The 21,543-nt window shown below is 39.1% G+C and carries 21 protein-coding genes; 11 read left to right on the forward strand and 10 right to left on the reverse strand.

Going from position 1 to position 21,543, the window contains the following annotated elements:
* The first annotated feature begins 64 nt into the window (after positions 1–64).
* The gene (locus V7O67_RS12065; protein ID WP_406670100.1) at positions 65–487 is read left to right on the forward strand and encodes a hypothetical protein; all 423 of its coding nucleotides are present in this window, start codon (positions 65–67) and stop codon (positions 485–487) included.
* A gap of 122 nt (positions 488–609) precedes the next feature.
* On the opposite strand, the gene V7O67_RS12070 is transcribed toward V7O67_RS12065, so the two are convergent.
* Both V7O67_RS12070 and V7O67_RS12075 read right to left on the reverse strand, forming a co-directional pair.
* Positions 610–945, reverse strand: a complete 336-nt coding sequence (locus tag V7O67_RS12070) for a P-II family nitrogen regulator (protein ID WP_406670101.1) — start codon at positions 943–945, stop codon at positions 610–612.
* A gap of 9 nt (positions 946–954) precedes the next feature.
* Complete coding sequence (locus tag V7O67_RS12075; RefSeq protein WP_406658066.1) at positions 955–2,151, reverse strand: ammonium transporter; 1,197 nt, start codon at positions 2,149–2,151, stop codon at positions 955–957.
* Between the two features lie 212 nt (positions 2,152–2,363).
* Here V7O67_RS12075 and V7O67_RS12080 point away from each other — a divergent pair, with 212 nt between their 5' ends.
* On the forward strand, positions 2,364–2,567 hold the full coding sequence (locus V7O67_RS12080) for a CDGSH iron-sulfur domain-containing protein (protein ID WP_342304600.1): 204 nt from the start codon (positions 2,364–2,366) through the stop codon (positions 2,565–2,567).
* Between the two features lie 188 nt (positions 2,568–2,755).
* Positions 2,756–4,093 carry an adenylosuccinate lyase gene (gene purB / locus V7O67_RS12085; protein WP_406670102.1) on the forward strand — a complete coding sequence of 446 codons (1,338 nt, stop codon included), beginning with the start codon at positions 2,756–2,758 and terminating at the stop codon, positions 4,091–4,093.
* Between the two features lie 198 nt (positions 4,094–4,291).
* Here the strand turns inward: purB and V7O67_RS12090 are convergent, their stop codons facing one another.
* Positions 4,292–6,109, reverse strand: a complete 1,818-nt coding sequence (locus V7O67_RS12090) for a histidine kinase N-terminal 7TM domain-containing protein (protein WP_342306482.1) — start codon at positions 6,107–6,109, stop codon at positions 4,292–4,294.
* A gap of 209 nt (positions 6,110–6,318) precedes the next feature.
* The gene (gene uvrA, locus V7O67_RS12095; protein WP_406670103.1) at positions 6,319–9,144 is read right to left on the reverse strand and encodes an excinuclease ABC subunit UvrA; all 2,826 of its coding nucleotides are present in this window, start codon (positions 9,142–9,144) and stop codon (positions 6,319–6,321) included.
* Between the two features lie 544 nt (positions 9,145–9,688).
* Between uvrA and V7O67_RS12100 the strand changes: the two genes are divergently transcribed.
* A complete protein-coding gene (locus V7O67_RS12100; protein WP_342304597.1) occupies positions 9,689–9,886 on the forward strand; it encodes a hypothetical protein in 198 nt (65 codons plus the stop codon).
* Positions 9,887–9,991: 105 nt separating this feature from the next.
* On the opposite strand, the gene V7O67_RS12105 is transcribed toward V7O67_RS12100, so the two are convergent.
* A complete protein-coding gene (locus tag V7O67_RS12105; RefSeq protein WP_342304596.1) occupies positions 9,992–10,480 on the reverse strand; it encodes a GyrI-like domain-containing protein in 489 nt (162 codons plus the stop codon).
* A 647-nt stretch (positions 10,481–11,127) separates the two neighbouring features.
* On the opposite strand from V7O67_RS12105, the gene V7O67_RS12110 reads away from it, so the two are divergent.
* Positions 11,128–11,976 (forward strand): cohesin domain-containing protein, encoded by an 849-nt coding sequence (locus V7O67_RS12110; RefSeq protein ID WP_406671476.1) that lies wholly within the window; start codon positions 11,128–11,130, stop codon positions 11,974–11,976.
* A 240-nt stretch (positions 11,977–12,216) separates the two neighbouring features.
* Here V7O67_RS12110 and V7O67_RS12115 read toward each other — a convergent pair whose 3' ends face one another.
* From V7O67_RS12115 to V7O67_RS12130, 4 genes are all read right to left on the reverse strand, one after another.
* Positions 12,217–12,666 (reverse strand): hypothetical protein, encoded by a 450-nt coding sequence (locus V7O67_RS12115; protein ID WP_342304595.1) that lies wholly within the window; start codon positions 12,664–12,666, stop codon positions 12,217–12,219.
* Positions 12,667–12,884: 218 nt separating this feature from the next.
* The gene (tnpC, locus tag V7O67_RS12120; protein ID WP_406671457.1) at positions 12,885–14,333 is read right to left on the reverse strand and encodes an IS66 family transposase; all 1,449 of its coding nucleotides are present in this window, start codon (positions 14,331–14,333) and stop codon (positions 12,885–12,887) included.
* A gap of 173 nt (positions 14,334–14,506) precedes the next feature.
* Positions 14,507–15,451 carry an IS5 family transposase gene (locus V7O67_RS12125; protein ID WP_342303665.1) on the reverse strand — a complete coding sequence of 315 codons (945 nt, stop codon included), beginning with the start codon at positions 15,449–15,451 and terminating at the stop codon, positions 14,507–14,509.
* Positions 15,452–15,537: 86 nt separating this feature from the next.
* Positions 15,538–15,987 carry a hypothetical protein gene (locus V7O67_RS12130; protein WP_342304594.1) on the reverse strand — a complete coding sequence of 150 codons (450 nt, stop codon included), beginning with the start codon at positions 15,985–15,987 and terminating at the stop codon, positions 15,538–15,540.
* A 395-nt stretch (positions 15,988–16,382) separates the two neighbouring features.
* Here V7O67_RS12130 and V7O67_RS12135 point away from each other — a divergent pair, with 395 nt between their 5' ends.
* Positions 16,383–16,877, forward strand: a complete 495-nt coding sequence (locus V7O67_RS12135) for a flavodoxin family protein (protein WP_406658055.1) — start codon at positions 16,383–16,385, stop codon at positions 16,875–16,877.
* Positions 16,878–16,917: 40 nt separating this feature from the next.
* Entirely contained in the window at positions 16,918–17,112 is a 195-nt protein-coding gene (locus V7O67_RS12140; RefSeq protein WP_406658054.1) for a hypothetical protein, read from the forward strand.
* A 102-nt stretch (positions 17,113–17,214) separates the two neighbouring features.
* Here V7O67_RS12140 and V7O67_RS12145 read toward each other — a convergent pair whose 3' ends face one another.
* The gene (locus tag V7O67_RS12145; protein WP_342304591.1) at positions 17,215–17,952 is read right to left on the reverse strand and encodes a phospholipase D family protein; all 738 of its coding nucleotides are present in this window, start codon (positions 17,950–17,952) and stop codon (positions 17,215–17,217) included.
* Positions 17,953–18,113: 161 nt separating this feature from the next.
* Here V7O67_RS12145 and V7O67_RS12150 point away from each other — a divergent pair, with 161 nt between their 5' ends.
* The 4 genes from V7O67_RS12150 (at position 18,114) to tnpC (V7O67_RS12165) (ending at position 21,084) form a co-directional block, all read left to right on the forward strand.
* Complete coding sequence (locus V7O67_RS12150) at positions 18,114–18,866, forward strand: class I SAM-dependent methyltransferase (RefSeq protein ID WP_406670106.1); 753 nt, start codon at positions 18,114–18,116, stop codon at positions 18,864–18,866.
* A gap of 192 nt (positions 18,867–19,058) precedes the next feature.
* Positions 19,059–19,238 (forward strand): hypothetical protein, encoded by a 180-nt coding sequence (locus V7O67_RS12155; RefSeq protein WP_342304589.1) that lies wholly within the window; start codon positions 19,059–19,061, stop codon positions 19,236–19,238.
* Positions 19,235–19,582, forward strand: a complete 348-nt coding sequence (locus V7O67_RS12160) for a type II toxin-antitoxin system RelE/ParE family toxin (RefSeq protein WP_342304588.1) — start codon at positions 19,235–19,237, stop codon at positions 19,580–19,582. Before V7O67_RS12155 ends, V7O67_RS12160 begins: the two co-directional genes overlap by 4 nt.
* 53 nt (positions 19,583–19,635) lie before the next feature.
* A complete protein-coding gene (tnpC, locus tag V7O67_RS12165; RefSeq protein WP_406671409.1) occupies positions 19,636–21,084 on the forward strand; it encodes an IS66 family transposase in 1,449 nt (482 codons plus the stop codon).
* Positions 21,085–21,543 lie beyond the last annotated feature (459 nt).

Below are 21,543 nucleotides of genomic sequence, written 5' to 3' on the forward strand. Positions count from 1 at the left end.
TTAAGGAGGTTTTTTTCTGGACAAAGAGGGCAATGGTAAGAATAAATTAGAATCTATGCGACAATTGTGCAAGACTCGTCCATTAAAATACTCGGACCTCGATTATTTGAAAAAAGGTTCTACTAAATTCCTCTATGAATCTGGATATTCTCTGGAGGATATTTCAGATGCACTTGACCTGAACCGCCGGGATGTTGAGAACAACCTTAAAGGGACCGGCTTTGAACTGGACTACAGGAAAATCTCTCAATTTGAAGATAGTTTACCTGCTAATATTGGCAATATTATTACTATCAAAGTTCCTTCTTGGGGTAATGAGGGCGAAGAACTCACTTTTCGCGCAAAAGTAATTCAATGCATTCCAAGAGGTAGAGGCTGTGGTCTTTCAGTCATTCTTCTTGAAGATACAAAGTTTGAGATTCCTCTTTTTGGTGCAAAGAAAAAAGATGACGAAATAGTTGTCCCGTTGGAATGGTATGTCAAATAGAGCCCTATACCAGTTTTCTCATAAAGAGTTCAGTTCATCAATGTAATATATAGTATTATTCTTCAATATATTGTACAAAAAAAGAATGCGAAAAAAAGAAGATATGAGGAATTACCCTCATATTATTCGGATACTATCTCGTCATCATTTCTAATTGCAGCTACCAGCTCAATCGGGGATACAAAAATCTTCCCGTCACCGAATTTGCCGGTACGTGCAGTTTTCCGGATGATGTCAATGATAGGACGGACATCCTCGTCGCCTACTATCATCTCGATTTCTATCTTTGGAATCATGTCTACTTTAATTTGTTTTCCTCTGTACTGGAGACAGATTCCTTTTTGTGCACCACGCCCTTTCACTTCATGCACTGTCATTGAGAAGTAGCCTTTCTCCTCCAGTGAGGATTTAACATTTTCAAACACCTCGGGCCTGATAACAGCTATTACTCTCTTCACACCATCACCTCATGCTGTTGTGGATTCCCCGTGCTGGGATATATCCAGTCCCACATATTCTTCCTCTTCGGTCACACGCAGTCCCATTACCTTGTCTACCAGCTTTGCCAGTATGAATGTCACTGTGAATGCATATATCATGGCAACGGATGCATCAAGTACCTGAATGAGGAACTGGTTAACGTTTCCGTAAATAAGTCCGTCTACCCCTCCGATAGCTGCACTTGCAAAGATTCCTGTTGCAATAGCCCCCCAGAATCCCCCCATCCCATGAACTGCCCACGCATCAAGACTTTCATCAAGTCCTCTGCGCACACGGAAAAGCAAAGTACCGTAACAAAGCAGCCCGGCGAAGCCGCCGATTAAGATCGCAGACATCGGGCCTACAAACCCGGATGCGGGAGTTATTGCTACAAGACCTGCAATCGCTCCACTGATCATTCCCAGTGAACTTGGCTTACCTCTTATCCATGATGCTATCATCCAGGTGATTGCCCCGGATGCAGCTGAAATATTTGTAACTACAAGAGCGTTAACAGCAAGTCCGTCTGCTGCCAGTGCACTTCCTGCATTGAACCCGAACCATCCGAACCAGAGCAGTGCTCCCCCAAGAAGAGTAGTAGTGATGTTTTCAGCTTCCATACTGTATTTCCCAAAACCTGCACGGTTACCTATTACCAGTGCAAGGGCAAGTGCACCGAATCCCGAGCTGATATGAACTACGGTTCCTCCGGCAAAGTCAAGAGCACCGAGTTCCCCGGCCCAGCCGCCGCCCCATGCCCAATGGGCCAGGGGATCATATACCAGCGTTGTCCAAAGTACCCCAAACACCATAAAGGAACTCAGCTTAATGCGTCCAGCGACTCCCGATGTGAGAATAGCAAGTGTGACTCCTGCGAATACAAGCTGGAATACCATGAAAAGCATATCCGGTATGCCTTCTCCATCAAGTCCTACGCCCCTGAGGCCTACGAAATCCAGTCCTCCTATGAATCCTGCGATATCGGACCCGAAGGAAAGTGAATATCCGAATAGTACCCACTGGATGCTCACAATGGCAAAGGCGACAAAAGACATTGCAATCATGGAAATAAGGTTCTTGTTGCGCACCATTCCACCGTAAAAGAGTCCGACTCCAGGTGTCATAAGCATGACCAGAGCAGTACAAATGATTATAAATGCGGTATCTCCAGTATCGAGCACCATTTCAGATCACCTGATTTTTTGAATTATGATCAATTGTTTGTTCCATAGTTCCACCTATATTTATATATCGTAATACGGATGTCTGCAATATTCTTCCCTTTTCCTATGTAATATTATTTAAATATTTTGTTTTGACCTTATGGACAATATTCTTTTTTCATCTATTAGGTAAGTATTTATCCAGAAAATACGATGTTTACTGGGGTTTAAATATGAGTACAAAAGAAGAAACATCTATTGAAGTCAGCAAAGATGGGCCGTATATCGTCAAAAATGTGAACACATTCGTTAACTCAAAAGGAGAGAATTTGGATACACAACCTGCTATGGCACTTTGCAGATGTGGTTCATCAAAGAACAAGCCATTTTGTGATGGCTCTCACATTGAAATTGGTTTCAAGGATGAAAAGAATTGAGTATTTTCGTTTTTATTCATTTCTTCAAAAACGGCTGATTTCATAAAAGAGTAAGTCTATTGCATGTTACGGCATTGCTATCATTTTTCTTCTTTTAACCATACAAAGCCTATTTATTGGTAGATTTACTATACCAGAATCATATCGTTAATTGAAAGATATATATCAATATCATGGAGATCTGATACATGGCAATCCATCCAATTGAATATCGTTATGGAACAGAGGAGATGAAATTTGTCTGGAGTGAGGCCAACAGGCTTGAGAAGGTAATGACAGTCGAAGCTGCACTTGCAAAGGCAGAGGCTGATATCGGCCTGATTCCAAAGGAAGCGGCAGACATCATTGAAGCAAGCATCGGCAAAGTCGAACTTGAAAGGGTTAATGAGATCGAGAATGAGATCCACCACGATATGATGGCTGTTGTGATTGCAGTCTCCGAGAAATGTGAAGAAGATGCCGGAAAATGGGTGCATTTCGGTGCAACTTCTAACGACATGCTGGATACAGCAACCGGTTTGCAGCTCAAGGAAGCAGTGCAGATTCTTGAAGATAAGATGCAGAGCTTGCTTGATATATTATTATTGCAGGCCGATGAACACAAACATCTGGTATGCGCCGGAAGGACGCACGGCCAGATCGGTGTCCCAACAACCTATGGCTTACGCTTTGGCATATGGGCTTCCGAGATAGCACGCCATATCGAACGTCTGGAGCAGCTTAAGCCCCGTCTGCTTGTCGGACAGATGACCGGAGCTGTGGGAACACAGGCGGCATTCGGAAAAGATGGGATTGAGGTTCAAAAGCGTGTAATGGAGTATCTGGAGATCGGTTCGGTGGATGTGTCCAATCAGATCATACAGAGGGACCGCCATGCAGAATTTGTAATGTGGATGGCCAATACCGTGACAACAATCGATAAGATTGCTGTTGAAATACGCTCCCTGCAGAGAAGCGAGATCGCAGAGGTCGAGGAAAGCTTCAGGAAAAAGCAGGTAGGATCATCAACCATGCCACACAAGAGAAACCCAATCAAGTCAGAGCAGATATGCGGGCTTGCAAGGATCGTGCGTTCAATGGTAGAGCCGGAGCTGCTTAACAATACTCTCTGGGACGAGCGTGACCTGACCAACTCTTCATGTGAAAGGATAGTCTTCCCCGAGTCATGTGTGCTGACCGATCATATCATCAAACTGGCTATCGGTGTTATTGAGAATCTCAGGTTCTATCCCGAAAACATCCGCCGTAACCTGGACCTTCTAAAGGGCCTGAATATGGGTGAAGCAGTGATGATCGAACTTGCAAAACGTGGTGTAGGTCGCCAGGAAGCCCACGAACTTGTTCGTTCCAGTGCCATGGAAGCCCATGAGAGTGGTATGCATTTCAAGGAAGTCCTTATGGCAAATCCGGATGTTGCAAACTACCTGAGCGAAGATGACATCATAAATCTCGTGGACCCTGACAAGTACATCGGAACTGCTGTGGAGCAGGTCGAGATGCTTGTTGAGAAACTGAAGAAGAACTAATTTCCTCTTTTTTTCGCAATTCTATTTTGATAATTCTATTTTATATTTTACTTTTTCCGGGACATCGGGAACAATTTCATAACGAATTGTTCTCTGTCTAAACAGACCAATTAAATAACAACGTTGTCTTAGTTTTCATTGTCATTAAATCCACTCGTGAAAGCTATTAGTGGAGATGTTTGCGATAACTATTTGTCCTTAATCGACAGGCAAAACGACAGTAAAATAAAAAGTGCTTCCTTTTCCAACTTCACTTTCAAGTTCAAGTTTAGATCCCATCATATCAAGAAGCCTGTTTGATATCGTCAGTCCAAGACCTGTTCCTCCGTACCTGCGACTTATGGAACCATCTCCCTGCGAAAAAGAATCAAATATCCTGCTTCTGTTCTCTTTTGCGATTCCAATTCCTGTATCTTTCACTGAAAATGTTAGTCCGATTTCATGCGTTTTGTAATGAAGAATAGAGGGTTCCACTTTCAGTTCAATTTCACCTGTTTCAGTGAACTTTATAGCATTACTTAAGAGATTAATTAATATCTGCCTCAATCTCAGATCATCAACAATGATATATTCTGGTATGTTTGATTCTATGTTCAGTTTAATTTCAAGCTCTTTCTCATGGACTTTATAATTAACAATATCTGTAATTTGCTTAAGCAACTCCATGAGTTGTGTTCTTTCTGGATTAAGTTCCAGTTTTCCAGCTTCTATTTTTGAAAAATCTAATACATCATTGACCAGATCAAGCAATGTATTTGCTGATGTATGCACTGTTTGAATGTAATATAATTGTGATTCTGTAAGTTCTGTTTGCATCAGCAGATCAGAAAAACCCATCACTCCATTAAGAGGCGTCCGAATTTCATGGCTCATGTTGGCAATGAATTCACTTTTTGCACGGTTTGCCATTTCTGCCTGTTCAGTCATGTGTTTTGCACGGATCGTGGCTTTTTCAAGATTCCGATTAGTTTCAAGCAATGTTTCCTGCGCTTTTTTACTTTCTGTAATATTTCGAAGTATTATCATTTGTCCCAGTGCATTTTTATTTTCACTGGAAAGTGGCAAAAAATCAACATTAAGCCAGATGTTTTCTCCACCAACGCTCTTTTTCACTTCAAGGCTATTTCTTTCAACTGCATTCTGTCTGTTAGTAATAAGTTCTGGCCAGGAAACCAGTGTTTCAGATACTATTTTTCCAATATAATCCGATGTAAGTTCCAGGTATTTTGTCGCAGAATGGTTACAATCAACTATTCTTTGCATTTCATCAAGAACAATTACCCCGTCAGGCATTTTTTCAAAAAGCAGACTACGTGCAAGAGGAGCTAGATCTAATAATTTGTAATGTGTCAGGCCAAAATAAATTATTATACCACAAAATGCAAGAGAAAAAGGAATTGGATCAAGGCCAGGCGGAAATATTCCAGCAATATAGAGTAAGAATACTAAAAAGGGTATTAATGTTCCAAGCATTACTACAGATACCTGTTTTCGAAAAGCTGGCATGACCTCTGTTCGCATGTTTAGCAGAAGGACAATGCTGAAACTAATACAGAGGATGGTATAAAATTGCTGAATCCAATACCATGTACCAGGTTCAAATGCCAGTATAGGAAAGATTGCTTCAGGACTAAGGAATATTTCCTTGTGATATAGAGTATGTTTCTCAGTAGTGAACACAAGGAGCATAGTTACTAATGGAATGGCAACGATTGCAAAAGTTGTCGCTGTGGTTGACCATTGTTTTTTCCCTGTGTATTTTATTGTAAAGATCAGCAATAAAGCTGGAATAAAAGGAATTCCAATATATTCAAGTTTGTAATAGGTTAAAGTAGAATTCAATGTTGCTGAAGATATTTCGAATACATAAAAAAATGTATAAACAATAATGGAACATAAAAGTAATGAGAAATAGGTAGTACCGTCTTTATCTCTATGCTTTTGAATATAGAATATCAGTGCACACAGAATAAACACCAGTGCAAATAGTGGCAGTGCAAAATAATTGAGATACATGTTTACGTTTTTGTCTGTCAATACTTATTGATTTAGTATACGACTCGTTTTTTTATATTACTACAATATCTGTAAATAAATATATGTTGCCGGAACTTTTATCAAATGAATATTATCTGCTTAATACTTTATGCACAAAAATTATACTAGCTATATGAAAATTACAGGGACCATATATAAAATATAAATAAGTTGTATTAGATTATTTCTTAATCCAACATTTTCTTCAAAAATTTCCCGGTATAGGATACCTTACTCTTTGCAACCTTTTCCGGAGTTCCCTGTGCTATAACCTTTCCACCCCTGTCACCACCTTCCGGTCCCAGGTCGATGAGCCAGTCGGCGGTCTTGATGACATCGAGGTTGTGCTCAATGACTATCACTGTGTTTCCTCCTTCTACCAGCCTCTGGAGTACTTCCAGGAGCTTTTTCACATCATCGAAGTGCAGGCCGGTGGTGGGTTCGTCCAGGATGTAGACTGTTTTGCCTGTAGAGCGCTTGCTCAGTTCGGTTGCCAGTTTTACTCTCTGTGCTTCGCCGCCGGAAAGGGTTGTGGATGACTGGCCCAGTTTGATATATCCCAGACCCACATCGTACAGAGTCTGCAGTTTCCGGTTGATGGATGGTATGTTTTCGAAGAACTCAAGTGCTTCCTCTACAGTCATGTCAAGGACTTCAGCGATGTTCTTATCCTTGTAGGTGACCTCCAGGGTCTCTCTGTTATAACGCTTACCGTGGCAAACCTCGCAGGGAACGTAAACATCCGGCAGGAAATGCATCTCTATTGTGATTATACCGTCACCGGTACATGCCTCACACCTGCCACCGCGGACATTGAAACTGAAACGGCCGGGCTTGTACCCGCGGGTACGTGCGGTCTTTGTCTGTGCAAAGAGATCCCTGATGGGTGTGAAAAGGTTGGTATAGGTCGCAGGGTTTGATCTCGGTGTTCTTCCTATGGGTGACTGATCGATTGTTATGACCTTGTCCACATGTTCCAGTCCGCCGATGTCCTTGAACTTACCGGGAATTTCCCTTGCCCGATTGAGTTTCTTGGCCAGAACCTTGTTCAATGTCTCATTGATAAGCGTACTTTTGCCGGAACCCGACACCCCTGTAACACATACAAGTATCCCCAGCGGGAATTCCACATCTATGGATTTGAGATTGTTCTGGCTTGCACCCCGAAGGACTAGGGTTCCGGTGGGCTCTCTTCTATCTTCCGGGACCTCTATTTTCACTTTTCCACTCAGGTATTTTCCGGTTGTGGAGCTCTTGTTCTTCATAATCTCTTCGGGGCTGCCTTCGGCAACGATTCCCCCTCCGTGGATGCCTGCTCCGGGCCCCATATCCACTACGTGATCCGAGCTGCAGATTGTCTCTTCGTCGTGTTCGACAACGAGCACGGTATTTCCGATATCTCTCAGGTGTTTAAGAGTATTAATGAGCCTAAGGTTATCTCTCTGGTGCAGGCCGATGCTTGGCTCGTCAAGGATATAGAGCACCCCCATGAGACTTGAACCGATCTGGGTTGCAAGCCTGATGCGCTGTGCTTCTCCTCCGGAAAGTGTTGCTGCAGACCTGCCCAGGTTAAGGTAGTCGAGGCCGACGTCTACAAGGAAGCCTAGTCTGGCCTTGATTTCTTTTAGTATGAGGCGTGCGATAGTGTATTCACGCTCATTGAGCTTTTCTTCAAGATGCTGGAAGAAATGCAGGCTTTCCTCAACGGACATGCCTGTGATGTCAATGATGTTATTTCCATCTATTTTTACAGCAAGGCTGGCTGGTTTGAGCCTGTCACCTCCGCATACGGGACATGGTTTTGTGCTGATGTACCGCTGCATTCTATCCTTGCTGCTCTCTGATTCGGTTTTCTCGAAAATTTTGGAAAGATTTGCAATAACTCCCTTGAAGCGTCCTTTATGCTTCCACATTCCACCATTCTTTCCTACATGCACAAAGGGAATCAGTTCCTCACTGCCGTTGAAGATAATATCCTTTACTTCAGGTTTTAGTTCTTCAAAGGGTACATCCATGGAGAATCCCAGATGGTTTGCAAGTGATTCCACTGATTGCATGTAATAGCCGTCTTTGGTCTTGCTCCAGGGTTCGATTGCTCCTTCACGCAGAGTAAGAGTCCTGTCAGGAACTATCAGGTCGGGGTCGAACTCCATAGAGGTGCCCAGTCCGTGACACTCGGGACATGCACCCTGGGGACTGTTGAATGAGAATGCCGCAGGCTCCATCTCCTCAAAACCGATGCCACATTCCGTACAAGCAAGTTTTTCACTGAATGTCAGCTCTTCACCATCCAATACCTGGACAGTAAGGGTGCCTCCACTCTTCTCAAGCGCTGCTTCAACGGAGTCTGCAAGTCGCTCCTCTACTCCTTCCTTGATGACCAACCTGTCGACGATTATCTCTATATTATGCTTGACATAACGTTCCAGTTCAATATCCTGTGCATCTTCCAGTGAGTATACTTCGCCATCGATACGTGCGCGTGTAAAACCTTCGGCAAGCAGTTCTGCAAGCAGTTTTTTGTACTCTCCCTTCCTCTCCCTGACTACAGGTGCAAGCACATGTATTTTTGTGCCTTCAGAAAGCTTCATTATGCTGTCGAGTATCTGGTCAACACTCTGGGTCTCGATTATCCTTCCGCACTCCGGGCAGTGCCTTATGCCTATTCTTGCATATAGCAGCCTGAGGTAGTCATAGATCTCTGTGACTGTACCAACTGTGGATCTTGGATTCTTGCTAGTGGTTTTCTGCTCTATGGATATAGCAGGTGAAAGACCTTCGATGTACTCTACATCAGGTTTTTCCATAAGTCCCAGAAACTGCCGGGCATATGCGGAGAGAGATTCCACGTATCTCCTTTGTCCTTCGGCATAGATGGTATCAAAAGCAAGAGATGACTTCCCGGAACCGCTGAGTCCTGTGATAACTATGAGTTTATCACGTGGAAGAGTCAGATCCAGATTTTTCAGGTTATGTTCCTTTGCGCCTTTTATTATGATATTGCTCAAAGACATGGCTGTGTTCTCATAAGGTGATTAACAGGTAAAGTTTACGGTGAACTGAGCAAGCTTAAAAAACAGTTTGCCGTTTTGCTTCATTCCGGCGTGATGAATCCCTTTTTTGCATGCTGCGGATCAGGGTTATGATCTTTACTTTTCTCTCAAACTCTGTCATTGGATTGTTAATTGGAAGTTTGATTATATATGGCTGATGTGAGTGGGGTGAAAGTATTTAAGGGTGTATTTTTGGTTTAGTTTTCCCATAATAAAATAAGTGACTTATCCATTTAGTACATACTTCACAGCAAAATAAGTGCAAATAAAGAATAATAGTACATATATTAGTAGAACAACCTGAACAGCCCCTTCTTTTTGTGCATCGTTGCTTAAATAAATGGAACAATATAAGTTATCGCGATTTATATTAATAACCTGAACCCTCAAGTAAAGGAAATCAAGATACAGCTTAGTGGTACCTTACTGATAAATTACGAAAAACCGGAGTGAATAAAATGAGTGATTACGAATTACCTGAAATTCAAAAAAAAGCCATGGATAATTGGATAACTTTGAACATACTCCGCAAAAAAAACCAAATAAACCTTATACCAGTTATGCGCTTAAACTTCTTTTTGAAGAATCACCAGATGGTTTCTTTATCACAAATAAGCAGTTTAAAGAAGCGATGGTCAGATGTGGTTTCTTACCTGTAAATAAAAATAAATTAAATTGGGATTTCCGGGTTTCCTTAAAATAAAGGAAATAAATAACACCCAATTCACAATAAACTGAATTTAACCCAAGCACAGCTCAAGCCAAAACAGAGATACTTTAATCTTTCAAAACACTCCTTGGATCAGATTTACTTGACTGACATGCATATATCAAGAATATGATGATTTTCCGGATGCTCTTCAGGTGAATTCAAATATATCTCGTAACTTGCCCGGGATATGTCAATTTCAAGGTTATTTTGTATCAGCCAATCAACGATCTTTTCCCATGCAGGGCCGTATTCTTCAGTTCCTGCCAGTTCTGCACGCATAACTACGTACTTTCCCCCGGGAAGTTTTTGCTTTTTTACCTCTCCCTCAACTTCAACATCATCGCTAATGGTCATGCACACATCCAGTTTAAGTTCCTCTGGGGGTGTAACTCCAGGATCATCATAATATGCTGACAAAAAAAGAGTCTCCGGTCCCATCAATTGCTTCGGTCCAGCCCAGCCACAAAGTTTAGTGAATAATTTTTCAAATACCTCGACATTTCCCATGTAGTTGCCAACAAATGAAACGTATGCTACGGTTCTTTCTTCTAATTCTGTTATCTTTGCTTCGTTTATAATTTCCAAACTTATCACCCACTTTTAACTTCACATTATTTTATGTGACCTGTGCAATAAAAACTCATGGTAAGTCGGGTGAAAGTAATAATTATTTCTTGTTGGCAAAAAAGAACAAATCCGGTGTTTGTGGTGTGATGGTGGCTGAATTCTCATAGGAAAGGAAGGATATGGTCAAAAAGTCGACATTTATGGGATATGGTGTGGTAAAAGGAATACAAGAGTTTTAAAAAGTGGCGAAAATCCCGGCTCAATTTGGTAGCTCTGTACTTATGGAAGCAGAGGTGTAAAAGTAGAACTGGTGGGGAATATTACCCATAGAAAAGGAAGTGTGAAACTATGAATTTTCTTACTAAACTCGGGTACAAACTGAAAGCTTACACTGATAGTTTTTCTACAGAACCGAAAGTAGATTCTTTCAACTTTCTTATGAACTCTCTATTTGAGATGTACCAAAATAGTATTGTTTAACACAAATAATATATTATTATCAAAAAAATCAAATAATTATATATGGCTATAAATCTACAAACCCTAAAATAAGGAGGGTATACCTCATCAAAAACATTACGATAATTACTATATTTTTACTTATTCTTGTTTTCGGTTGTTTTAATTCAACTGCAGCAGAAGTAACACTTAAACCATCAACTCAAATCGTCACACCCGGTGAAGATTTCACAGTAGATGTTTTTGTAACGCCGGATATTGCAATTGCCGGATTACAGTTCGATCTCGAGTTTGACAGTTCAAAGATACAGGTAGATGATGTATCTAAAGGCAAATTCTTAGGTTCGAAAGGTGCTGCGACATTCGTCAACTACGGAAACATAGACAACAATGCAGGGATACTTTCTGATATTTATGGTGTGGTATTGGGTCCTTCAAGCATCTTAGAACCTGAGTCATTTGCAAGGATCACAATGAGTGTAAAAGAGCAGGCTACAAGCACATCAACAATTTCTCTGAAAAACGTGATCATAAGTGACCCATCAGGAAATTCCATAGACACCTTGATTAAAAGTACGACCCTGACTATTAAAGAAGCATCCAGTGGACCCCAGGAGGTATTCTATGATAGCTTTGAGCAGGGGGACTGGAATGAGCTATGGACTGAAGGCAGACAAAGCTACTGGACCAATTCAGTTCAGCGGGCAATAGACGGCAGATATTCTGCTGAAATTGATGGCTGGGCTATAGATGCACCATTAACCTCTAAAGATATAGATCTGGATGGCAAAACCAGCGCTACAATTACCTTCTCCTGGTACATTGAAAGTGGTCTTGACAGAGGAGAATACCTTGCATTTGATGTATCCACAGATGGAGGAGCTACCTGGACTGAAAAAGCAACTTTAAGAGGATATATGGATACGGAAAATCGATGGCACTACGCGAGCGTTGAATTGAATGACATAAACAACCTCAAGCTTCGATTCCGAGGAAAGATGTCCAATTCACGGGAAGATGCATTTGTTGATATGGTCAGGGTAGTAGCAACATAAGCAATATGCCGTTGAATTAAGATGAAATTGAATAGTGTCCGGTCTGGACACAAAACCCCTTTTTGCGACTTGAGTCTAATTCTTTTTTGAGAAACTATCCGACATCTCATATTACGATTGTCGGTTTATTTTTTTCATGGGTGCATGTTTCCTAAATTCCATAGTAAAGGAAGATTAACATGCTTACTCACTTCTCTTGTTTTACAGGAAGATGGGCTGGGTTTTTTCAAACAGTTGATGTTAACCTTCATGTACTTCATTCTCTTCCGTTTGATTGTATACTGCTAGTATTTCCTCTTTAGTAAATATCTCAATATCCTCTTGGTTAATAATTGAATCAGAGTTCATACTCAAAACCCCATCTAGTGGTTTGCACGCCTTATTAAATACACTTAAATCTGATGGCAAAGAGAATGTTACAGTTTCTTGTTTGACTCCGTTTTCTATTTTCAGATACGAGAGAATATTTTTAATTGAGTGACTTAATAATATAAGTCGGGTTGTGATGGTGATGGGTTCCCAGTTAACATTATGTTGTTCAACCTGAAAATGGCATTTTCCATTCTTTTTTTCTTTTTCACAAATTTGATTTCGTATCAAAAACGAAGAACCAAATTCGCTTCCACCCATCGAAATAGCTTCATTAAAAGGTGGTGACATCACACATTCTTTTTCTTCTGCTATGAACATTTCGAATCCCACTGGTTCGATTCTTAATCCGTGCTTTAAGTTGTTATATTCGGAACGCCGTTTTTCATTTAGGAATTCTGTAGCTAAACTTTTCCAGAATTTGCCATATCCAACCTTAATTTCCTGTTCTTTTTCCTTATCTTCAAGTTGAAAACAATTAAATGTTTGTAACTATTCAGCCTAGCTCACTTCCACCAAGCTGATTTCTTCATCCACGATCAATTCTGCAACTTTGGAACAAATGAATTGCCATAAAATATTGCACTAATTGCATCGATAACAGATTCAGAATTCTTATTAACAGTAGACACGTATCCTCTTATACGGCAGAAATTTTTTGCACCCTGTTCACTGCGGAAAGTACCTGATATCTTCTGCTGTACTTTCGTCATTCTGATCTCTCTTTCAGCCTGATTGTTATCAAACGGAACGTTTTGGTCGTACATAAATCGCAAGATATCCTCTTTATGGCCAATAAACCTATCCAGCAAATTCTTTACCGTGGTCTGCTTCTTACGTCCTCGTTTTTTAGACCGCACATTTGATTCCGGATCAGGAGGATTTTCATTCACTCCTAAACAAGTTATGTGATCATAATCCTCACTGAACCTTTGAATTAGCTCAGTATCTAAAAGATCATTATCAACATGATGTTTAATGCATATCAAGAGATCACTCATTATCTTTGGCCACTGTTGATCCCTGTTTTCGGAAGCTCCAGTTAACTCTCGTAATAAATGTGCATTACATAATGAATGTTGACATTCATATTTGTTGTACGGTTTCCAAAAATCATGTGTTGCAACACCAGTGTAACCTGGTAATATGCCCATAGCATCCATTGCTTCTGAGCCCCTTTTGCGATGTGCAAAATAATAGGTCAGTTTGTCTGTACCTGCCACATGAAGCCAATTACGAACTGCATTTATTCTCATTCCTGTTTCATCCAGATTGATGACAGGAGATTCTTTCAGGAGATGTTTCACTGTATTTTCAAAAGCTCCAAGCTTCTCAAAACAACTACGTTCCGTGTTCACCAAAGTAGCAGGACTTATCTTGCATCCCAAAATATCAGAGAACAACTTGGTAACACGCTGATAAGGAAGTAATTGGTAAGTGTGCAAATAAACTGCAAATGACTTAACTCGATGACCGTATTGAGTCGGCTGAGTTACACCATCTGGAAAAAGAGCTTTGTTTACATGAGAACATTTGGGACATGTTTTAATCTCGCAACGATGTTCAATGCAATTGATAGTTATAGGAGGAATGTCAAAGACCTGTCTTCTTTCATAGTCAGAGGGAACAGAAGCTAACGATCTCCCACAATTGACGCATTGATTAACAGGATGAACAATAACTTCATCCGGATCATCATTTATTCTTAATGTAGTACCAGGATGACCGTTTTGACCACCTACATGCTTATTGGTCTTTTTTCTTTGACTTTTAACGGTTGGTTTATTCCGTGCATAAGAATCAGTAGAAGGTGGTTTGCTACTGTTGCGACTATTCTTTTCAAGCATTTCTTCCAAATGCCTGACACGCTCTTCAAGTTGTGCAATTTGGAGAGATTGATGTTCAATTATCCCAAGTAATCGAGTTACAAGTTCTACTACTGCTTCTGGACCAGCTTCATAAACTGCAAGTATTTCTTCGCGGTCTATACAAATCCCCTCAGATTGATAGACGTTTTTTATGATATTTTACTGAAGAGGATTTCGATATTCCCTCATTTTAGATCATTAAAGTATTCAAACTCAATTATATCCTCTCATTTTTTATCATTTTGTTTAATTTCTCTTCATTAATCCTTATTTTTAGTATAGCTCCCGCTATCCTAAATTACTCCTTTGGTTTTTAGTGTCCTCAATTGATGCAGATTAAAACAAAAAGCTGTCATCAACATTTTTGCATTCACTCTTTCTACAGTTGTAACAAGAACCTTTCTGGTTTTAAATATTTCTTTTGTCACTGCATACACTCTTTCGCAAGGGACTCTTTTCACACTTATTCTTTCATTTCTGAGGATATCCATTATTCCTAAAGGATGTCCTCTTACAGCTCGTTGCATTGTTGCTGCAAAACCTTTTGCTATTGCTCCAAAATATCCTTTATCTCTATACACCACTTCACCCTTTTCAGACAGATCAACCTGTGAATCGTGAAGTGATGCAGTTGTTGTCTCAAATCTTCTGATTAGTTCATAATCCTTATCAATAATTGTATGAAGTTTGTATCCAAAGTGAGATTTACCATTTTTCTTAGTCCAGGTTCCATCTTTGCTTCTTCTTGTTTTCGCATCTTTTCCTCTGAGTACATCTGCTTTTGCATGTCCTGGATCTGAGTGAATAAAAGTTGCATCCTGGATCATTCCTTTTTTAATCTTCAAACCAAGAGCATCAAGCTGATTCTGCATTTCATCCCACACCGCTTTTTCTTTACCATTGTCGATAATTCTCTTCCTGAATGACCAGACAGTTGTACTGTCTGGTACATATTCAGGAAATCCCAGGAATTTCCTAAAGGATATCCTGTCAATACACTGCTTTTCAAGCTCAGCATCAGAAAGACCATGCCATTGTTGCAGAACAAGCATCTTGAACATTACAATAACATCAGCTTCAGGCCGTCCGCCTGAAGCTGTTCTGTTTATGTACATTGACTCCAGAATAGGGCGAAAAGGCTTCCAATCTACTAAATATTCAATTTCAGCAAGCTTATCTCCGACAGATTGGAGACGCTTATATTCTTCATTTAAGGCAAAATCAGTAAAAGAATCCATAATAGTAAATTTGCTTTGCTATTATTTAAATTTTATTAAATTGTATGGGTATTGATGGTAGTTTATCGAAATCCTCTGAATATTTTTTAACACATAGAATGAAGCCATAGTATATTGTTTTTTGCATCATTAAAACAGTCAGGCTGAATAGTTACAAATGTTTTAGATAAATACTCCCAAGAGAAATGATACGGCTCTTTTTTTCTCTTTATGTTCAGTCCATTGTCGATATCGTCAACCATTTCCCTCAAACTGCTAATTTGATATTTTTGTAGCCATCCTACAACACATTCTGGAGCTTGCAAAGTTGCACAAATAAGTGCGAAGAATGTTTCCATCCCATGAAAGTAAGCCAATCGAATCGAAAGAGCTGCAAGATTCTTTTCCTTCCCCTCAAGCTGTTTAAAGTTGTTATATGCTACATAATTGAAATATTCAGGCCTCATTGATTCAATGAAATCAAGGTTTTTTTGTGCTAAATCCAAATCCCAAATACAGTATGGTTCCTTGTTAAATACAAATTTACGGTGATCCAATTAACCCCTTCCTTTATTGTCTTAATCACTTCTAAATGAAAATTGTGTTACCCGTTTATATTTTTGTTGTAGATTAGGTGAAAGTATTCAGATATCTTATTTATCCCAATTCTCCAAGTAAAGGAAATGCTTCCAACAGCATTTTAAAAAACGTCTTTTTTATTATATACTACATCTGTTTTTTTGTTATCTATTCAATTTGTGGAAAATAATTTCTTATTAGTTTGCATAATTGGAAATTTAGAAGAAGCTATCCACCCGAAACACCATTCAATCAAACTTCTCTCAAGAAGGTCATTTTTTTGTATCAATATTTCTAAACTACATTTTCCTGACGCTTACCTATATTAATCTATAGTTTGATACTTTGTTTAATAAAAAAATGAGGTATGGATATGAAGACATTAGTAACGTACATGACACAGACCGGTAACACAAAGAAAATCGCAGAATCCATTTATGGTGAACTTGAAGGAGAAAAAGAGATCAAACCCCTGTCTGAGGTATCGGACCTTGAAGGATATGACCTTGCATTCATAGGTTTTCCGGTGTTACAGTTCGATGTTCCTCCAAACGTAAAGAAGTTCATGTCTGAGAAGACATCAGGAAAAAATATCGCCATATTCATGACCCATGCTGTTCCTGAAGGATTCGAAGCTATTCATTCATGGACCGGTTCCGCTTCTCAGGCAGCTACCGGAGCTAACGTGCTTGGATCGTTTGACTGCCAGGGGGAACTTGCCCAGCATGTGATTGATATGCTCTTAAAGGCAGATGATCCGCAGATGAAGGCATTCGGAGAGATGGGTCCTTCCACAAAGGGACAGCCTGACGATTCACGCGTGCAGAAAGCAAAGAAATTTGCCAGGGAAGTGCAGTCTAAGGTCTGAATTTATTATCTGATCAGGTCTGGAAGAGAAGGGGATCATAATGGCAGAAAAGAAAAAGGCTCCGGTTTTCTGCGAGAACTACTGCCTTATCTGTAAGGGAGCACGTGCCGGGAACAGCCTGTGCAAGGCATTGCAGAATCTTGAACTTAAGATTGTCGGAAAGAATGGCTGTATCTGGGGCAAGGCAAGAACTGAATACTACGGTGTCACTCCTGACAAGCCAATTCCGAAATGATGTATATATAAAAGGCAAATTTGTCTTTTACCTCTTTATTTTTCTCATGCTTCTAATTGTAGTTATGATTTTTACTCTCTTCTTTGAAGTGTCACAATGTGTTCAAAGAGGAAAATCTAGTTTATTTTTATTCTTCTTATAGCAATTATAGCATGTTGGTTTAATTTTTGATGATTTAGTTAATTGACCACATATATGGCAATATTTTTCTTCATACTCTTCATTCTTATATTTGTTCCATGAAGTGAAACATTTTTTGCAATATGGGCTCATTGGGTCTATTTTAATTTCCTTATTGCATCGAATACAAAACCCACCCTGATTTACTGCAGTTTTAGGTGTGTTTTTAGGCACAGCTTTAGATTTATTATTAGTTGTATTCTCTTTTCGAGCAATCTTTTCGACAGTTACTTTTAATTCCTCACTGATACGGAATAGTCTCATTGATTCCTTATTTATATCGTCGTATAATTTAGGATCTTCTTCTCTTGAGACATATATCCCCATTTCATTGTTATTCTGTTGGGAAAACTCATATAAATTCATAGAAGTAACTAAAGCTTCTTTTTCACTCAAGTAACATTTAGCATGCAAATTTTTACAAAAACCAGTTCTAACAAAATCTAATGACTTTAACCAGTTATTTTCATCAGGTTGTAATTCATTTTTCCCATAAACAACATCAATATGAATTTTCATTCGATTTTTGTCTTCAATTAGTTCTTTAATTCTATCATTAATTTTCAAGTATGGACTAATGAGAACTACTTTTTCATCTGCATTTTTAATAAGCTTCTCTAAATGATATGTAATGCCACTTGTATCTAAAAAATCTGCCATATTTACACAATATAAATATACTTATTTAAAAGTTACGTGATTTACCATATTAGAAACTTAATTTAGTTCCAACATAATTTTGCGATAAAAGTCATTTTAAAAAATGCAATTAATATCGTGATACCATAAAATATTTAGGCAATCATCTCTTCAATAATTTCATGGCAGAATCACCGATTTTTGAAATATTTGACGGCTTACCCAGACAGGGTCCTGGCAGCAATGAATGTACTGAAAAGGCCTTTAATTTGCTTTCTTCCCTTCCTGCAGGCAGTAAGATCCTTGACATTGGTTGCGGTGTGGGTATGCAGACAATACATCTTGCGAAGATTTGCAACGACTGTCACATCACTGCAACTGACATTTACCAGCCTTTTCTGGATAAGCTGATGGAAAATGCAGCTAAAGAAGGAATTGATGACAAGATTACCACGGTTTGTGCTTCCATGGATGACCTGCCCTTTGAAGCAGGAGAATTCGATGTCATCTGGGCAGAAGGTTCTATCTTTATCCTTGGCTTTGAAAAAGGAATTAGCTACTGGAAACAGTTCCTGAAAGATGGTGGCTATATGGCAGTGACAGAGAACACATGGTTCACAGACGAACCTTCTCCGGAAGTTGTTGAATTCTGGCAGGAAATATATCCTGGAATAATGAACATAACTGACACTGAAAAAGTTATCACGGCAGTAGGATATGATGTCATTGATCACTTTGAACTGCCAGCTTCTGTCTGGTACGAGTTTTATGACAATCTGGAAAAAAGAGTTGATGACATCAGTGATGACTATAAAGGAAACACTGAGGCAGAAATGATACTTGAGTTTAATAGAAGAGAGATAAAACTCTTCAGAGAACGCCCAGATGAATATGGTTATGCGTTCTACATTTTTCAAAAGAACACAAATAAATGACCTTGAAACTTAAAAAGAAATCAATGAAGAACAAACTCTAATAGCGTATATGTGGAGTGACTTGCTCATAAAAAGCAGGTCACATCCGAATACAAATCATTTAAAATCATTCCTAACCGTAAATGATGTTTTTGATTTTTCTCTTCTACATCACCAACAAATCTTTATGGATAAATTGAGTATTTCTCATTAATGACTCCAAACACACATCCGCATAAAACAACTAAAAAGTGTAGTCATTCTATTGTTGATGTAGATTCCACTCCTTTGAGTTCACGTACTATAAAGCGCATAGAAGAAGCTGAAAATGATCTTCTGGAAGGCAATGTTTTGACTCTGAAAGAGATTAAAACTAAGTACGGATTAGAATGAAATTTAATAGTATTTTTACTAATGCATTTGATAAAGATTTAAAAGCTATTAGTAAAAAGCACCCTAAAGATGTAAAAACTATACTTGAGTCTATTGACACTATCCTTTTGAATGATCCTTTTTCTGCTGATACTAAACAGTTGGAATGCTTCAAATATTACAGATACAGAATTGGAAAATACAGAATTGTATTTGATCTCAGGGAAACAAACACTATTGTTTTTCTGGCTATTGACCACAGAGGGTCAATATATGAGAAGTTACGTAAAAGATTCGTAACTATTCAGCCTAACTGTTTTAATGATGCAAAAAACAATATACTATGGCTTCATTCTATGTGTTAAAAAATATTCAGTAAAATATCATAAAAAACGTCTATCAATCTGAGGGGATTTGTATAGACCGCGAAGAAATACTTGCAGTTTATGAAGCTGGTCCAGAAGCAGTAGTAGAACTTGTAACTCGATTACTTGGGATAATTGAACATCAATCTCTCCAAATTGCACAACTTGAAGAGCGTGTCAGGCATTTGGAAGAAATGCTTGAAAAGAATAGTCGCAACAGTAGCAAACCACCTTCTACTGATTCTTATGCACGGAATAAACCAACCGTTAAAAGTCAAAGAAAAAAGACCAATAAGCATGTAGGTGGTCAAAACGGTCATCCTGGTACTACATTAAGAATAAATGATGATCCGGATGAAGTTATTGTTCATCCTGTTAATCAATGCGTCAATTGTGGGAGATCGTTAGCTTCTGTTCCCTCTGACTATGAAAGAAGACAGGTCTTTGACATTCCTCCTATAACTATCAATTGCATTGAACATCGTTGCGAGATTAAAACATGTCCCAAATGTTCTCATGTAAACAAAGCTCTTTTTCCAGATGGTGTAACTCAGCCGACTCAATACGGTCATCGAGTTAAGTCATTTGCAGTTTATTTGCACACTTACCAATTACTTCCTTATCAGCGTGTTACCAAGTTGTTCTCTGATATTTTGGGATGCAAGATAAGTCCTGCTACTTTGGTGAACACGGAACGTAGTTGTTTTGAGAAGCTTGGAGCTTTTGAAAATACAGTGAAACATCTCCTGAAAGAATCTCCTGTCATCAATCTGGATGAAACAGGAATGAGAATAAATGCAGTTCGTAATTGGCTTCATGTGGCAGGTACAGACAAACTGACCTATTATTTTGCACATCGCAAAAGGGGCTCAGAAGCAATGGATGCTATGGGCATATTACCAGGTTACACTGGTGTTGCAACACATGATTTTTGGAAACCGTACAACAAATATGAATGTCAACATTCATTATGTAATGCACATTTATTACGAGAGTTAACTGGAGCTTCCGAAAACAGGGATCAACAGTGGCCAAAGATAATGAGTGATCTCTTGATATGCATTAAACATCATGTTGATAATGATCTTTTAGATACTGAGCTAATTCAAAGGTTCAGTGAGGATTATGATCACATAACTTGTTTAGGAGTGAATGAAAATCCTCCTGATCCGGAATCAAATGTGCGGTCTAAAAAACGAGGACGTAAGAAGCAGACCACGGTAAAGAATTTGCTGGATAGGTTTATTGGCCATAAAGAGGATATCTTGCGATTTATGTACGACCAAAACGTTCCGTTTGATAACAATCAGGCTGAAAGAGATATCAGAATGACGAAAGTACAGCAGAAGATATCAGGTACTTTCCGCAGTAAACAGGGTGCAAAAAATTTCTGCCGTATAAGAGGATACGTGTCTACTGTTAATAAGAATTCTGAATCTGTTATCGATGCAATTAGTGCAATATTTTATGGCAATTCATTTGTTCCAAAGTTGCAGAATTAATCGTGGATGAAGAAATCAGCTTGGTGGAAGTGAGCTAGGCTGAATAGTTACAAAGATTCAATAGATGTTGATTTTATTTGTAATTCTGGCTTTGGTGAAAAAGGTTTTCCATGGGGCAAGGCAAGAACAGAATACTACGGTGTCACACCTGACAAGCCTATTCCTAAAAAGTAATGTGTAAATAAAAGGCAAATGAGCCTTTTATCCTCTATTTTTTTCTGTATGGTTCTGATATTTTTCTTTATCTCGAACTCTGTTATTGGATGGATAATTAGGAGTTGCAAAATGTGCGATTGATGTATGTGGAGTTTTTTGACTTCCTGTTTCCCATAATGAAGGAAATGATGTTTTGAAAATAGAATTATGTCTTCATCTGCTCAATAGTATCCTCAATTTTGTCTATGAGCAAGCAAATTCTATTTGTTAGAGCCTCGTTTTTAGGCATATATTCTATATAAC

Origin of the sequence: Methanolobus sp. ZRKC4, assembly GCF_045291305.1 — an archaeon.
Lineage (GTDB): Archaea > Halobacteriota > Methanosarcinia > Methanosarcinales > Methanosarcinaceae > Methanolobus.